General features: G+C 58.3%; 7 protein-coding genes. All 7 read left to right on the forward strand.

Going from position 1 to position 17,141, the window contains the following annotated elements; translation table 11 throughout:
* The first annotated feature begins 20 nt into the window (after positions 1-20).
* Positions 21-950 carry a TIGR01212 family radical SAM protein gene (locus M2366_RS08460; RefSeq protein WP_224430715.1) on the forward strand — a complete coding sequence of 310 codons (930 nt, stop codon included), beginning with the start codon at positions 21-23 and terminating at the stop codon, positions 948-950.
* Between the two features lie 377 nt (positions 951-1,327).
* Entirely contained in the window at positions 1,328-3,472 is a 2,145-nt protein-coding gene (locus M2366_RS08465) for a type I secretion system permease/ATPase (RefSeq protein WP_042043603.1), read from the forward strand.
* Positions 3,465-4,856 (forward strand): HlyD family type I secretion periplasmic adaptor subunit, encoded by a 1,392-nt coding sequence (locus M2366_RS08470; RefSeq protein ID WP_042043570.1) that lies wholly within the window; start codon positions 3,465-3,467, stop codon positions 4,854-4,856. The genes M2366_RS08465 and M2366_RS08470 overlap by 8 nt, the downstream gene beginning before the upstream one ends.
* A 36-nt stretch (positions 4,857-4,892) precedes the next feature.
* Entirely contained in the window at positions 4,893-6,212 is a 1,320-nt protein-coding gene (locus tag M2366_RS08475; protein WP_005907529.1) for a TolC family outer membrane protein, read from the forward strand.
* A gap of 148 nt (positions 6,213-6,360) precedes the next feature.
* The gene (locus M2366_RS08480) at positions 6,361-7,080 is read left to right on the forward strand and encodes a transglutaminase-like cysteine peptidase (protein ID WP_042043572.1); all 720 of its coding nucleotides are present in this window, start codon (positions 6,361-6,363) and stop codon (positions 7,078-7,080) included.
* Positions 7,081-7,083: 3 nt separating this feature from the next.
* Positions 7,084-9,006: an EAL domain-containing protein gene (locus M2366_RS08485; RefSeq protein WP_259269437.1), complete on the forward strand. Its 1,923-nt coding sequence runs from the start codon at positions 7,084-7,086 to the stop codon at positions 9,004-9,006.
* A gap of 269 nt (positions 9,007-9,275) precedes the next feature.
* Positions 9,276-17,141 (forward strand): retention module-containing protein (locus M2366_RS08490; RefSeq protein ID WP_259269438.1); only part of this gene is annotated, 7,866 nt, incomplete at its 3' end.

Below are 17,141 nucleotides of genomic sequence, written 5' to 3' on the forward strand. Positions count from 1 at the left end.
GCTTTTTATCGGGAGTTGTCATGCAGTTACATGAAATGGTCAATACCCTGGGGCAGGATCTCAAGCGCCGCCATGGTGAGAAGATCCACAAACTCTCCATTCATGGTGCCTTCAGCTGTCCGAATCGGGACGGCACCCTGGGGCGTGGGGGCTGCACCTTCTGCAATGTCTCCTCCTTCGCCGATGAGTCGGCCCAGCAGCTCTCGGTGATGGCTCAACTCAAGGCCCGGCGTGAGGAAGTGACGCGAGCGCGGCGCTATCTCGCCTATTTTCAGGCCTATACCAGCACCTATGCCGAGGTGGCCTATCTGAAGCAGATGTACGAAGAGGCGCTCTCGGTGAGCGACATGGTGGGCTTGTGTGTCGGCACCCGGCCTGATTGCGTGCCGGATGCCGTACTCGATCTGCTGGCCGGTTATCAGTCCCAGGGTTATGAGGTGTGGCTGGAGTTGGGGCTGCAAAGCGCCAATGACGAGACACTCAGGCGGATCAATCGTGGCCACGGCTATGGGGCTTATGCCGATGCGGTGCGCCGTGCCCAGGTGCGTGGTATCAAGGTGTGCACGCATCTCATTGTCGGCTTGCCGGGTGAACAGGCGATGGATAGTGTGCAGACCCTGCAACGAGTCGTCGAGACCGGGGTCGAGGGGATCAAGTTGCACCCTCTGCATGTGGTGACTGGCAGCACCCTGGGCAAAGCCTGGCTGGCAGGGAGGCTGGTGGTGCCGACGCTGGCAGAATATGTGGCGGCGGCGGTCGCCATGATCCAGCACACGCCGCCGGAGGTGGTCTATCACAGGGTCTCTGCCTCGGCCCGTAAACCGACCCTGCTGGCTCCGGACTGGTGCGAGAATCGCTGGACAGCCATGAGTCTGATTGCAGCAGGCTTGTCTGAGAGCGGTCCTCAGGGCCATCGGTTGGGAACCCCCTTTCTACTCGATAGCCAATAGCTGACTAACCTATCAAATTTAGCAAAAAAAACAGTGGGTTATTAGATGAAAATCAGACTCTGTTCTATAGTTCTCAGGTCGTTAAGCTGTTAAGGTGCGCCGTTCGGAGATATCTGTCAGGCCACGCATTCAATGTTATCAGGCCGATGTAGCACCGAACCTTGAGGTGACCTGTTTGGTGCCTTATCGTGATAGAGGTGACATGGGCCACAGCGCACGATGGCATGTCTCTTATTAGGGATTACGTGTTTTTATTGGGTATCATGTGAGTATCTTTGTGCTTATCATCACAACCAGACGCCTCAGGTAAACGGCGTTTTGGCGCTGAGCATGGATAAGCAAGGTTGACCCCCAGCCTATTTATCGAACAGGATTTTATGCAAGCAGAAACCGACCATATCGATGAGCTGTTGGAATGCCTGGTCTTCCTGACCCGCTTCTATGGCGTTCCCAATAGCAAGGATGCGTTGACCACTGGGCTGCCACTGGTGTCCGGTCGGTTGACCACGGCGCTGCTCAGCCGCGCCGCAGAACGTGCTGGCCTCTCTGCCCGGGAGGTGCTGCAACCTCTCGAACAAATATCCTCACTGCTGTTGCCCTGTATTTTGCAGACCCGCGATGGCGGTGCCTGCATCTTGCTGGAGTGGAACGAGGATCGCAGTCAGGCCAAGGTTATTTTTCCTCAGGCAGGCGATGCGGCCGAGTGGCTAACGGCAGCTCAACTCGGCGATGCGTATCTGGGGCGGCTCTTTTTCGTCAAGAAGCAGTTTCGCTTCGACGAACGCTCCCCCAAAGTGCTGGAGACCCGCGATGGTCACTGGTTCTGGAGTACCCTGCTGGAGTCGCGGGGCATCTATCGCGATGTCCTGGTGGCCTCCATTCTGATCAATTTGTTTGCGGTGGCCAGCCCTCTGTTCACCATGAACGTCTATGACAAAATAGTACCCAACCTTGCCTTCGATTCCCTCTGGGTGCTAGCGGTGGGCGCCGTGGTGGTGTTTACCTTCGATTTTGTGATGCGCCAGTTGCGCAGCTACTTTATCGATATTGCCGGCAAGAAGTCGGATGTGCTGCTGTCGGCCAAGATTTTTGCCAAGGTGATGGGGATGCGAATGGAGTCGAGACCCGCGTCTACCGGTGCCTTTGCCAAACATTTGCAGGAGTTTGAGTCGGTGCGGGAGTTCTTCACATCGGCCACTGTCTCAACCCTGATCGATCTGCCATTTGCCATCTTCTTCCTGGTGGTGATCTGGATGTTTGCCGGGGTCATGGTGGTGGTGCCCATCGTTGCCATGCTGATCCTGCTGGCCTACAGCTTCTATATACAGGGCTCCCTCAAACAGTCGATTGAGGAGGGCTCACGGCTCGCCTCCCAGAAAAACGCCAACCTGGTGGAGAGCATCGCGGGTCTTGAAACCGTCAAGATCTTCGGGGCCGAAAGCATGTTCCAGCATCGCTGGGAACAGGCGGTTTCCCACATATCCACCTGGGGGGTACAGACCCGCCGTATCACCAACTCCATGTCATCCCTGGCGAGTTACATCCAGCAGGTGGTGACGGTCGGACTGGTGATTGTCGGTGTTTACCAGATCTCGGATGGCCTGGTCACCATGGGCGGCATGATAGCGGCCGTCATGCTGTCGAGTCGTGCCATCGCGCCCATGGTGCAGCTCTCCGTGCTCGCCACCCGCTATAACCAGGCCCGCTCTGCGTTGACCATCCTAGAGGGGATCATGAGCACCCCGGGTGAGCAGGAGGAGGGGCGGCAGTACATTCACCACCCCGTGGTGGAGGGGCGCATCGAATTCGAGAATGTTACCTTCAAATACCCGGGCATGGAGACCAGCACCTTGCACGACATCAGTCTCAAGATTGAACCGGGCGAGAAGGTGGCAATCATAGGTCGGATCGGGGCGGGCAAGACCACGCTTGAAAAGTTACTGATGGGGTTATATCGCCCGACCGATGGTTCGGTGCGTCTGGATGGTTTCGATCTCGATCAGCTGGCCCCTGCCGCGGTGCGCCGTAACATAGGTTGCGTGCCCCAGGATGTGACGCTCTTCTTTGGCTCGGTGCGTGACAACATCATGCTGGGCAATCCTCTGGTGGATGATGCCAGGGTGTTGCGCGCCGCCAAGCGAGCCGGGGTGACCAACTTCACCAATCGGGATCCCAACGGTCTGGATCGCCAGATTGGTGAGGGGGGGCGTCAGCTATCCGGTGGTCAGCGCCAGGCTATTTTGCTGGCTCGGGCGCTGCTCAATGACCCTCCCATACTGGTGATGGATGAGCCGACCTCCAACATGGACAACCAGTCCGAGCAACAGGTCAAGCAGGAGCTGGCCAGGCTCGGCTCTGAGACTACCCTGATTGTCATTACCCACAAAACATTGATGCTGGATGTGGTCAATCGGGTGATCGTTATCGAGCAAGGCAAAATAGTGGCGGACGGTCCCAAGGTTCAGGTGTTGCAACAGCTCAAAGAAGGCAAGGTACGGGTTCAGGAGGCATCTAATGCTTAAGAAGGATGTGTTGCCCGCCCAGGAGCATCTGGCCTTCGTGGATGATGGGGCCGCCGCCGTATTGCTCAGTACACCAACCCGGGCACGAGTGCTACTCTGGTGCTGTTTCCTCTTCTTTATGAGCGCCCTGATCTGGGCCGCATGGGCCAAGCTCGACGAGGTGACCGTGGGACAGGGCAAGGTGATCCCATCCCGCCAATTGCAGGTGATCCAGAACCTGGAGGGGGGGATTGTCAAAGAGATCTTCGTCAAGGAGGGCGACATCGTCGAGAAGGGCCAGACCTTGTTGCGCATCGATGACACCCGGTTTCGCTCCGACTTTCGTGAGCGCGAGCAGGAGCTGGTCACCCTAAAGGGCGACATCGCTCGCCTGCGAGCGGAGATCCGCAGCGTGGTCGTCAAAAGCGAGGCTAACGTGAGTTGGCGCGAGCAGGTGGCGATTGACAAACAGGCCATCGATTTCCCGGAAGGTTATGAGAATGTATTTGCCGAATATGCGGCCCGTGAGGTGTCGGTGCAAAATGATCGGCTCAACAACCTTCAGAATCAGCTCTATATCCTGGGACAACAGATAGAGCAAAAAGAGCAGGAGCTAATCGAACTCAACTCGAAAATACGTACCGTGGGCCGCAGTGTGGATCTTGCTCGCCAAGAATTGAATATCAGCCGCCCATTGGCGAAAGAGGGGATAGTACCTCAGGTTGAATTGATCAAACTGGAACGCCAGGTAAACGAAATGCAGGGTGAGCTGGAGAGTAATCGCCTGGTAATTCCCAAACTAAACTCCGCATTGCGGGAAGCCATCTCCAAGCGCAATGATATCGCACTGAAATTCCGAGCCGATGCCCAGACTGAATTGAATGAGCGTCAGGGTAAATTGGGTCAGCTCTCCGCAGGCCAGGTGGGGCTGCGAGATCGCGTCGACAGAACCAGCGTGGTTGCACCTCTTAAAGGCACCATCAAAAAGCTGAAGATCAATACCTTGGGTGGTGTGGTCCAGCCAGGCATGGATTTGATGGAGATAGTGCCACTTGAGGATACACTCTTAGTTGAAGCCAAGGTGTCGCCCAAGGATATTGCTTTTTTGCGACCCGGATTGGAAGCCGTGGTGAAATTCACTGCCTATGATTTCACCATCTATGGGGGCTTACATGGCAAGGTAGAACAAATAAGTGCCGACTCTATTCAAGATGAGGAAGGTAACTCCTTCTATCTGGTACGAGTCAGGACGGATAAAAGCTTTCTGGGCGATGAAACAAATGCATTACCCATCATCCCCGGTATGTTAGCCAGTGCAGATATCATCACTGGTAAAAAGAGTGTTCTAGACTATTTGCTAAAACCGATATTGCGGGCCAAACAGTCGGCACTGAGGGAACGATAAGCCAACAATCAATAAAAGCATATGACTGGAGATATTATGAAAAAGACGATTGTTGCCATGCTTGTAAGTGGCGCTGTATTACTTCCTGGCCTGGTTCAGGCCGAAACGCTGGAGCAATCCGTTGCTCAGGCGTTGGCGACTCATCCCAAGATCAAGGAGGCATTTGATCTCTATCAGGCCCGCATGTATCAGCATGATGGTGCCAAGGGCGGCTATTACCCCACCATAGATCTGAGAGCCGGGGTGGGGTATGAGAATACCGACAGTCCAGCTACTCGTCTGGGGGGCCCTGGTGTCGATGACTCCATGACCCGCAAAGAGGCTGGCCTCAGTCTGCGCCAGATGCTGTTTGACGGTTTCGATGTCAGCAGCAACGTGGCTCGTACCAAAGCAGAAGCGAGCGCCCAGCGCCTGGCCATGATCTCGGAAGCCGAGAACACGGCGCTGCGCACGGCCGAGGTGTATCTCAATATGCTGCGTCAGCAGGAGATACTGGAGTTGTCCAAAGACAACCTGGCGACCCATGAGCAGATCCGCAGCGACATCAGCAAACGAACCGACTCAGGATTGGGCTCAACAGCAGACCAGACCCAGATCGAGGGCCGGGTCGCACGCGCCTATTCAAACCAGGCGGCGGCGGAGAACAACTATCGGGACGCCGAGAGTGAGTACGTGCGTGTGGTCAATGAGATGCCCAAGGATCTGGTGCAGCCAGTACCGGATGCCAGCCTGATGCCTGCGTCCATCGAAACGGCGCTCAAGACGGCCACCGAGGTGCATCCAACCTTGCTCTCCTCCCTGCAAGATATTGAAGCGGCCAAGTACCAGAATGAAGGTGCCAAGTCTGGCTTCTATCCCAATGTCGCCATCGAGGTGGATCAGAACTGGAATGAGGACATCGATGCTGTCAAGGGACGTAACGACGATCTGACCGCTATGGTGCGGATGCGCTACAACCTGTTCCGTGGTGGTTCAGATCTGGCCGAAAGCAAGGCGACTTCTGCGCTCTATTCTCAGGCGAAAGACATTCATCTGAATGCTTTCCGCCAGGTTGAAGAGGGTACCCGTCTGGCCTGGAATGCCAAGCAGTCGCTGGATCAGCAAAAAATCTACCTGCAACAACACGTAGATGCGAGTTATGACACTGTGCAGGCGTACAAGAAGCAGTTCGGCTTGGGTCAGCGTACCTTGTTGGACGTGTTGAACACCGAAAACGAGCTGTTTGAAGCCCGTCGCAGTTACATCAACGCGGAGTATGACTCCCTGCTGGCCGACTACCGCATCCTCAATGCCACTGGCAGCTTGCTCAGTGCCATGCAGGTGCAACAACCCGCCGAATGGCAAGCCAAAAACTAAGGTAGCGGACTGCTGCTGTTGGGCTTGGGTGTGACGACAATACCAGTGCCGTCACACCCCACATCGGGCTTGCAGTCTGACGCCCTTATATCCAGTATCTTGCACCTGATGATTTGTTGGCTCAGCTGAGTAGGGAAGGGATGTGACATTGTGGCGAATCGGGCAGTGGCTCGGCCTGTTTCACCGCCGGGGACGACACTTGCTCTGGTGTGGGCTGGCCCTGCTTCCTCTCTTGCTGGCGGCGAGTCAGCCGCTGACGGATGCCGATCTGGCCATGATAAAGCGAGCGCAGGACACCTATGGTGAGCGAGCAGGCAAACGCACGGCGAGCTGGCGGTTGCTTACCTTGCAGGCGCAGGCTGCAGGCTGGTCGGAGCGACAGAAGCTAGAGAGAGTGAACAGCTTTTTCAATCAGCTGCATTTTGTAGACGACAGCAAGTTGTGGCGCAGGAAGGATTACTGGGCCAGCCCTCTCGAGTTTTTGGGGGCGGCAGGGGGAGATTGCGAGGATTTCAGCATTGCCAAGTATTTTACCCTGCTGGAGCTTGGCATCGACGATGAGAAGATGCGGATGGTGTACGTCAAAGCCTTGGACTACAACCAGTTTCATATGGTTGTTGCCTACTATGAAACCCCTTCATCCGTCCCCCTCATTCTCGACAATCTTATTGGGGCTCTGCGTCCGGCGACTGCACGTAAGGATCTGCTGCCTATCTACAGCTTCAATGGTCGTCACTTGTGGTTGATGAAGGCACGTGGCCAGGGGGAATTGGCCGGCCAGTCTTCACGTTTGGGATTATGGAATGATTTACGCAATCGCATGACTTCAGGGCGATTGGCTCGACCTGTGGTGAATTTGGATGATTAACCTATGACGCTATATCGACAGTTACTGGCCACCATGTTGTTGCTGTTCGGGGCTCTGTTTGCCGTAACTTATTGGGTTCAGTTCAATTCGACCCGCACCTATCTTGCTCAGCAGCAAGAGACGACAGTGATCAACACCGCAACGGCCCTCGGACTGGCATTGACTCCCTATCTCGAGAATGGCGACAAGGTGAGTGCCGAGTCGGTCATCAAGGCGGTGTTTGATGGCGGCTACTATCGCTTGGTCCGGCTCGATCTCTTGGCCTCCCAGGATGTGATAGAGCAGGAGAATACTCATCATGTTGATGGGGTTCCCGCATGGTTCATGGAGCTGGATCTGTTCCCAGAGATATCTAATGAGTCCATTTTGACGTCAGGCTGGTTACAGCTTGGCAAGCTCAAGGTGGTCGGTCATAGCGGTCAGGCCTATTACGAACTCTGGCAAGGGATGACCAACCTGGCGAGCTGGTTTGTTGTCGGCTTTCTCATCACCACATTGCTGCTGATGCGTGCCCTCAGTTATCTCCTCAAGCCGCTGGATCAGATCCGTGAACAGGCAATTGAGATAGAGCAACACCATTTTGGTCATGAGATCCCCGAGCCGCGTACCCTGGAGCTAAAGCAGGTGGTGCAAGCCATCAATACCCTGTCTGGCAAGTTGGCTGCTCAGTTCAAGGAGCAGGCACAGGAAGCTGAGAATCTGCGCGAGAGAGTCTATCTGGATGCGGTTTCCGGTTTGGGCAACCGCGCCTATTTCGTCGGTCAGGTCAATGCTTGGATCGCCGAGGCGGGACAGGGGGGCGTCATGCTGGTGGCGGTCGATATGCTCGATGACATCTATCGGGACGAGGGTTTTGCCGCGCGGGACAACATGGTCAAGTCCATTGCCCAGAGCCTTAATGATGAACTGAGTGGGTGGGATGGGGCCGCCATTGCCCGCATCTCGGCTACCGAGTACGCATTGCTCTGCCCGACCAACGATCTGGACACCTTGCAGGAGCTGGCCGAGCGGATCAACAGTCGTATCGCCGACCTGGTGGTCAACCCTATGGGTGAAGCGGATGCGCTGTCGGTGATCGGCATCGCCGGGCGAGACAGTCAGGACGATCTCTCCAGCTTGCTGACCAAGGCGGATAATGCCCTGGGCCGGGCGCGCAACGAGCGACGGGGCGCCGTGGTGATGGAAGGGGGCAATAATCAAGGCATGATGGGGCGCCTGGCCTGGCGGGATCTGGTGGAAGATGCAATTAATCGTCAACTGTGGCGTTTCAAGGCACAACCTGCCTGTCGTTTTGACAATGGGACAAGGCTTCACGCCGAACTGTTTGCCGCCATTCATCGCGATGGCAGTGACTATTTTGCGGGTCAGTTCCTGCCGGCTATCGAGCAGTTCAAACTCGGCAGCGAGTTTGATCAGGCGATACTCACGGCCACGGTGCCCCTGCTACAACAAGACGCCGAATTGGTACTTGCCGTGAATATTACCTCCGGGGCCATCTGTTCGGATGAGTTCCTGCTCTGGCTCGGTGACTTCTTGGGCCGCAATCCTGAGTTGAAAGACAGATTACTGTTCGAGATCCCGGAAGGGGCCATCCTGAAGCATCAAGCTCAGGTTGAAGCACTGGTGGCCGTGGTGCGCGAGCATGGTTACCAGTGGGGTGTGGATCATTATGGTCGCCACTTCCAATCCCTTGGCTATCTGGAACAGATGGCTCCTAGCTATGTCAAAGTTGACCATGGCTATACCAGCCAGGTCATGGAGCCGGGGGCGGATACCTCCTTCCTGGCTGCAGTATGCCGTGCCGCGCACAATGCCGGCGTTTTGACCATTGCTACCCGGGTAGAGAATGAGCAGCAAGTTGAGCTGCTATCTGGTCTGCATATCGACGGTTATCAGGGTTTTGTACACCCGGCATTCCTCATTTGAGCCAAAAATAATATGAAAAGGGCGCCCAAGTGGCGCCCTTTTTTATCACCTTTCAATGTAACCATTAGTTAACCTTATCTCGTGTGATGATAAGGCCTCTTTTGAGGCACTACCTAATATGTTGTTTTAAGAGGATAAGTGGCCAGCGTTCGATTTGGTTCATGAGTGTCTCTCTTGGGATGCCAATCCAGTACATTTTTGCAACGGACGTCCCCGTACTTCGCACATAGGGTTTATACATCGAAACCCTCAGTGTTGGAGTCAAGGCTATGCGTACCCAAATGATCGATAAGACTGTCGTCGTCGCCTCAATGGAAGGGGAAATCCTCGTCGTCAATGCTGATGGCAGTACGCGTCCATTGCAAGCGGGTGAGACGCTCTCACCCGGCACCAAACTGACACTGGCTGACGATGCCAAGTTGGCACTCCTCACCCCCGAAGAGGCCACCGCTCTGGCCCAGGGATCATCGGCTGCGCCCGAAGCCCAGGTTCCAACCGATGCAGCGGACAAAGCCCTTGATGAGGCCAAACCGGATGGAACCGACAAACCTCTCGATCCCAATGACATAGCCGCATTGCAACAATCCATCCTGGAAGGGGTCGATCCGACCAAGAGTTTTGAAGCTTCTGCAGCCGGGGGGGCGCCAGCGGCAGGAGGTGGTGGCGGAATAGGCGGTGTTGCAGGTGCCAGTGGCAATGGCGGCTTTGTGACCATAGCGCGCACGGGTGATGCCACCATCGCTCAGGCTGGGTTCGATACAGACCACAGTGCAGAACCCTTTGTCGATCGTCTTCAAGAAGACGATCTCTTGCCTGACAATCAGCTCGATGACCAGGATGAATCTGCAGTTACCCAGGAAAATCAGGCCATCAGCGGCAATCTGCTGCTCAATACCAATAATCCCGATGGACCTTCTGATGCCTCGATAGTCTCTTATAGCTGGGGAAATAACATCGGCATACCGACCGGCGTCGCATCCACCTTGGCGGGGATCGGCACATTGATCATCAATGCCGATGGCTCCTATACATTTACCCCCGCTCTCAACTATTCCGGTCCTGTTCCCCCTGCCAATTACATCGTGACCGATGGCGCTGATACCAACCCGTCGGTCCTGACCATCACCATCTCCCCAGTGGATGACCCGGTGGCTCTGGGTGGGCTGCAAGTGGAAGGAGGGGAGCTTGTCTTGAATGAAGCCGCCTTGGCGGATGGCAGTGCACCTGATGCAACGGTGCTGACCAAAGGGGGGTCTTTCACCTTCAATGCAGTCGATGGTGTCCAGGTCTTGAGTCTGGGGGGGGTGGTGCTCATCAGCAATGGCCAGGTCATCACCAATTTCCCACAGGTGATCCCCAGTCCTTCAGGCAATCAATTACTGGTGACCGGCATCACTTACAACCCTGTAACCGGTGCCGGGACAGTCAATTACAGCTACACCCTGAACGACAACGAAACCCACACTCAGCCAGCCAATGACACCGCGCTGACTGAAAGCTTCAACGTTGTGCTGACCGATAACGATGGTGACAGCACCAGTGCCAGCCTGGATGTGGTGATACTGGACGATGTGCCCAGCGTGCGTCTTATCCCCGGCTCTGGTGAGCTGGGTGTGGTCAGCGTGGATGAGAGTTTGCCTGTATTGGGTGGCGCTGACAGCGACGGCATCGCCAGCGCGACCCTGGCGGCGGCTACGGTGCAGGCCCAGTTCAGCCATGCCTTCGGCGCGGATGGCGCGGGCAACATTGGGTACAGCCTGGTCCTCAGTGGCGGCAATGTGGCGAGCGGCCTCTATGCGGTCGACTCGCTGGCGGCCAACGGCCAGGGCGCCCAGATCCTGCTTAACCAGGTGGGCAATGTCATCACCGGCAGTGCCAACGGGGTGAACTACTTCACCCTCACCATCGATCCGGCCACTGGCGCCGTGACCCTGGCGCTGCTGGACAATGTCTGGCACGGCGATACCAGCAACCCGGATGACAGCGTCAGCCTGACCCTGAACAGCGGCGTGCTGACCCTGGTGCAGACCGTCACCGATGCCGATGGCGACAGCGCCAAGGCCAGCATCGATCTGGGTGTCAACGGGACGTTCCGCTTCGAGGACGATGGCCCGGCCTCGGGCTTGGCAGTCGAATTCCAGCGCCCAGGTTTCGTGGTGGTGGATGAAAGCCTGCCCGCCTTGGGGGGAGCTGGTAGCGATGGTATTGCAAGTGCAGTGTTGAGTGGTGTTGCCGTACAGTCACAGTTCACTCATGCCTTCGGCGCGGATGGCGCGGGCAACATTGGTTACAGCCTGGCCCTCAATGGCGGCAATGTGGCGAGCGGCCTCTATGCGGTCGATCCGCTGGCGGCCAACGGCCAGGGTGCGCAGATAGTGCTCAACCAAGTGGGCAATGTCATCACCGGCAGTGCCAACGGGGTGAACTACTTCACGCTGACCATAGATCCGGCCACTGGCGCCGTGACCCTGGCGCTGCTGGACAATGTCTGGCACGGCGATACCGGTAGCCATGATGACAGCGTCAGCCTGACCCTGACCAGTGGTGTGCTGACCCTGGTGCAGACCGTCACCGATGCCGATGGCGACAACGCCAAGGCCAGTGTCGATCTGGGCGTCAACGGGACGTTCCGCTTCGAGGACGATGGCCCGACCGCAGGACTGGCCGGTGAGGCCCCGAGTCTGGGGTCGGTGAAGGTGGATGAGAGTCTGCCGGCGCTGGGTGGGGTGGGCGGTGACGGCATCGCCAGCGCGACCCTGGCGGCGGTCACGGTGCAAGCCCAGTTCAACCATGCCTTCGGCGCGGATGGCGCGGGCAACATTGGTTACAGCCTGGCCCTCAATGGCGGCAATGTGGCGAGCGGCCTCTATGCGGTCGATCCGCTGGCGGCCAACGGCCAGGGCGCCCAGATCCTGCTTAACCAAGTGGGCAATGTCATCACCGGCAGCGCCAACGGGGTGAGCTATTTCACCCTCACCATAGATCCGGCGACTGGCGCGGTGACCCTGGCACTGCTGGACAATGTCTGGCACGGCAATACCGGTAGCCATGATGACAGCGTCAGCCTGACCCTGACCAGTGGTGTGCTGACCCTGGTGCAGACCGTCACCGATGCCGATGGCGACAACGCCAAGGCCAGTGTCGATCTGGGCGTCAACGGGACGTTCCGCTTCGAGGACGATGGCCCGACCGCAGGACTGGCCGGTGAGGCCCCGAGTCTGGGGTCGGTGAAGGTGGATGAGAGTCTGCCGGCGCTGGGTGGGGTGGGCGGTGACGGCATCGCCAGCGCGACCCTGGCGGCGGTCACGGTGCAAGCCCAGTTCAACCATGCCTTCGGCGCGGATGGCGCGGGCAACATTGGTTACAGCCTGGCCCTCAATGGCGGCAACGTGGCGAGCGGCCTCTATGCGGTTGACCCGCTGGCCGCCAATGGCCAGGGCACCCAGATCCTGCTCAACCAGGTGGGCAATGTCATCACCGGCAGTGCCAACGGGGTGAACTACTTCACGCTGACCATAGATCCGGCCACTGGCGCCGTGACCCTGGCGCTGCTGGACAATGTCTGGCACGGCAATACCGGCAGCCATGATGACAGCGTCAGCCTGACCCTGACCAGCGGTGTGCTGACCTTGGTGCAGACCGTCACCGATGCCGACGGCGACAGTGCCAAGGCCAGTGTCGATCTGGGTACTGGCGGCGTATTCCGCTTCGAAGATGATGGCCCGACGGCGGGGGTGAGCACTCAGGCGCCCAGCCTGGGCGCGGTGAAGGTGGATGAGAGTCTGCCGGCGCTGGGCGGCGTGGGCGGTGACGGCATCGCCAGCGCGACCCTGGCGGCGGTCACGGTGCAGGCCCAGTTCAACCATGCGTTCGGCGCGGATGGCGCGGGCAACATTGGTTACAGCCTGGCCCTCAATGGCGGCAATGTGGCGAGCGGCCTCTATGCGGTCGATCCGCTGGCGGCCAACGGCCAGGGCACCCAGATCCTGCTTAACCAAGTGGGCAATGTCATCACCGGCAGTGCCAACGGGGTGAACTACTTCACCCTCACCATAGATCCGGCCACGGGCGCCGTGACCCTGAACCTGCTGGACAATGTCTGGCACGGCAATACCGGCAGCCACGATGACAGCGTCAGCTTGACCCTGACCAGCGGTGTGCTGACCCTGGTGCAGACCGTCACCGATGCCGACGGCGACAGTGCCAAGGCCAGTGTCGATCTGGGTACTGGCGGCGTATTCCGCTTCGAAGATGATGGCCCGACGGCGGGGGTAAGCACTCAGGCGCCCAGCCTGGGCGCGGTGAAGGTGGATGAGAGTCTGCCGGCGCTGGGCGGCGTGGGCGGTGACGGCATCGCCAGCGCGACCCTGGCGGCGGTCACGGTGCAAGCCCAGTTCAACCATGCCTTCGGCGCAGATGGCGCGGGCAACATTGGTTATAGCCTGGCCCTCAATGGCGGCAACGTGGCGAGCGGCCTCTATGCGGTCGATCCGCTGGCCGCCAATGGCCAGGGCGCGCAGATAGTGCTCAACCAAGTGGGCAATGTCATCACCGGCAGTGCCAACGGGGTGAACTACTTCACGCTGACCATAGATCCGGTGACTGGCGCCGTGACCCTGAACCTGCTGGACAATGTCTGGCACGGCAATACCGGCAGCCACGATGACAGCGTCAGCCTGACCCTGACCAGCGGTGTGCTGACCCTGGTGCAGACCGTCACCGATGCCGACGGCGACAGCGCCAAGGCCAGTGTTGATCTGGGTACTGGCGGCGTATTCCGCTTCGAGGATGATGGCCCGACGGCGGGGGTGAGCACTCAGGCGCCCAGCCTGGGCGCGGTGAAGGTTGACGAGAGCCTGCCGGCGCTGGGTGGCGTGGGCGGTGATGGTATCGCCAGCGCGACCCTGGCGGCGGTCACGGTGCAAGCCCAGTTCAACCATGCCTTCGGTGCGGATGGGGCGGGCAACATTGGTTACAGCCTGGCCCTCAATGGCGGCAATGTGGCGAGCGGCCTCTATGCGGCCGATCCGCTGGCGGCCAACGGCCAGGGCACCCAGATCCTGCTTAACCAAGTGGGCAATGTCATCACCGGCAGCGCCAACGGGGTGAGCTATTTCACCCTCACCATAGATCCGGCCACGGGCGCCGTGACCCTGGCGCTGCTGGACAATGTCTGGCACGGCAATACCGGTAGCCATGATGACAGCGTCAGCCTGACCCTGACCAGCGGTGTGCTGACCTTGGTGCAGACCGTCACCGATGCCGACGGCGACAGCGCCAAGGCCAGTGTCGATCTGGGTACTGGCGGCGTGTTCCGCTTCGAAGATGATGGCCCGACGGCGGGGGTGAGCGCTCAGTCGCCCAGCCTGGGCGCGGTGAAAGTGGACGAGAGCCTGCCGGCGCTGGGTGGCGTGGGCGGTGATGGTATCGCCAGCGCGACCCTGGCGGCGGTCACGGTGCAAGCCCAGTTCAACCATGCGTTCGGCGCGGACGGGGCGGGCAACATTGGTTACAGCCTGGCCCTCAATGGCGGCAATGTGGCGAGCGGCCTCTACGCGGTCGATCCGCTGGCGGCCAACGGCCAGGGAGCGCAGATAGTGCTCAACCAAGTGGGCAATGTCATCACCGGCAGCGCCAACGGGGTGAACTATTTCACCCTCACCATAGATCCGGCCACGGGCGCCGTGACCCTGGCGCTGCTGGACAATGTCTGGCACGGCAATACCGGCAGCCACGATGACAGCGTCAGCCTGACCCTGACCAGCGGTGTGCTGACCCTGGTGCAGACCGTCACCGATGCCGACGGCGACAGCGCCAAGGCCAGTGTCGATCTGGGTACTGGCGGAGTGTTCCGCTTCGAAGATGATGGCCCGGTGCAGTCTGGTAATGGACAAGGTCCCACAGTGCATGGTGCTGTCCAGGAGGATGCCTTGACCTTGGCTGGCGGTGCTCCTCATGAGGGCAATCATGAAGGGCCGGGGCAGACCACTACGGCCAGTGACACCTCGGGCACTCTGAATACCTTGGTAGAGTTTGGCGCCGATGGTCCTGGCGTATTCAGCCTGTCGAATAACGTCAGCTCGCTGGTCTCACAAGGACTGAGCAGCGGCGGTGTGGCGTTGAGTTACAACGTGGCGGGCAATGTGCTGACAGCCTCCGCCGGCGGGACAGTCATCTTTACCCTGACGGTGGCTGCCGATGGTGATTACTCCTTCACCCTGAAGGGGCCGCTGGATCATCCCGTCAAGGAAGGGTTGCCCAATGGGGATAATGAACTGCTGCCAGTGCCTATCGACTTCTCGGGGGTGCTGGTCGCCACCGATGGGGATGGTGATCGGGTTCCAGGCTTTACGAAAGGTTCATTCACCATTGATGTGCAAGACGATATTCCGGTAGCGCAAGATGACTATGCTACCGTGCTGTCCGGGCAGTCCCAAAACATCAATATGGTGTTCGTGCTCGATTTCAGCGGCAGTATCGATAATAACGAACTGAACGCCATGCTCGATGCGGTGCGTACTGCAGGGCAGGCGTTGTTCAACACCTCTGGTGGTCAGGTCAAGATCCAGATCGTTGCATTCTCCGGCGATTCCATTGCTTACCTGCCAACCGACAATATCACTGCGTTCACTAATCTGGTGAACTCATTGAACCCGCAGGAACCCGGTGGTGTTCGCCCATTCAACGGTGATACCGACTTTACCGATGCCATCCAGGAGACCATTGCTTCCTATACCCCGATCTCGGGGTGGAACAATCAGGTGGTCTTCATCAGCGATGGCAACCCCAACGAACAAACTGGTCCTGGCGGCACGTCGCTTACCAGCCCTGTAGCAACCAGCTGGAATAATTTCGTCGATAACAACGGTATCACTGTCACCACCATAGGTATCGGTAATGGCATCATCGATGCCCGTCTGCAAGATATCGACGTGGATGCGGGGCCGAACAATACCCCACTGCGAGTGAACAACTTCGGCGATCTGGTCGATACCCTGCTCAATCAGGTCATTGGTGGTCTGGTGCAAGGCAATGTGCTCAACGGCACCAACACTGTCGTTGGCGGTGGGGATGATGATGCCTATGGTGCGGATGGCCCGGGCTATATCCAGTCCATCAAAATCGGCGCGACCACTTACAGCTGGGATGGGGTGCTCGATGGCGATCAGCAGCTGACAGCCGTTACCACCCCGGCTGGAGGCAAGCTGAGCTTCAATTTCTCCACCGGGGCATGGAGTTATCAGGCGCCCGCCAATGTGAATGGTGATCTCACCGAGGACTTCCAATACACCATCATCGACAAGGACGGCGATCCGGCCACGGCGACCCTGCACCTCTATGTCGAAGACGTGGGCGCGGTGGAAGGCTATGTCGATGAGGATGAACTGCCAAATGGCATCACCGACGGCGACAGTGTCACCAACATCGTCAGTGGCAGCGTCGCACCGCTGATCGTGGGTCCGGACAATTCCGCGACCATCAGCCTGGGCAACAATACCAGTGGCGTGACCCCGGCCAGTTCGGGTGGCGTGGCACTGGTCTATACGGTAGTGGGCGATACCCTAACTGCCACGGCCAATGGGACGACGGTGTTCACACTCCAGGTCGGTTCAAATGGCAGCTATCAATTCAACTTGGTCAAGTCGCTGGATCACCCACTGGGTAACGGTGACGACAATGAACTGCTGACGCTCGATTTCACCAGCATCCTGCAGGCCAGCGGCGGCAGTGGCACCTTGGCCGGGAACTTCCTGATCCATGTCGAAGACGACGCGCCTAAGGCCAACGACAATGTCGGCGGCACCGTGACCGAAGACGTGGTGGCGAGCCTGAACGGCAACGTGCTGGGCAACGACCTCTCTGGTGCAGACAACCCGGCGGTGTTCGTGGGCTGGAGTGCGACCGGGCATAACAACAGTGCGGCAGTCACCGCGCTGACGACCTACGGCAACTTCGTGCAAAACGGCGATGGCAGCTGGACCTATGCGCTGGACAACAGCCGTCCGGCGACCCAGGCGCTGACATCGGCCTTCAACCAGAGCTATGACGTCTGGTACACCATGAAGGATGCCGATGGCGATGAGGCTATCGCCAAGCTGACCATTACCATCCAGGGGGCGAACGATACCTCCAGC

It is taken from the genome of Aeromonas sp. BIGb0405 (assembly GCF_024807335.1).
Classification (GTDB): Bacteria; Pseudomonadota; Gammaproteobacteria; order Enterobacterales; family Aeromonadaceae; genus Aeromonas; species Aeromonas rivuli.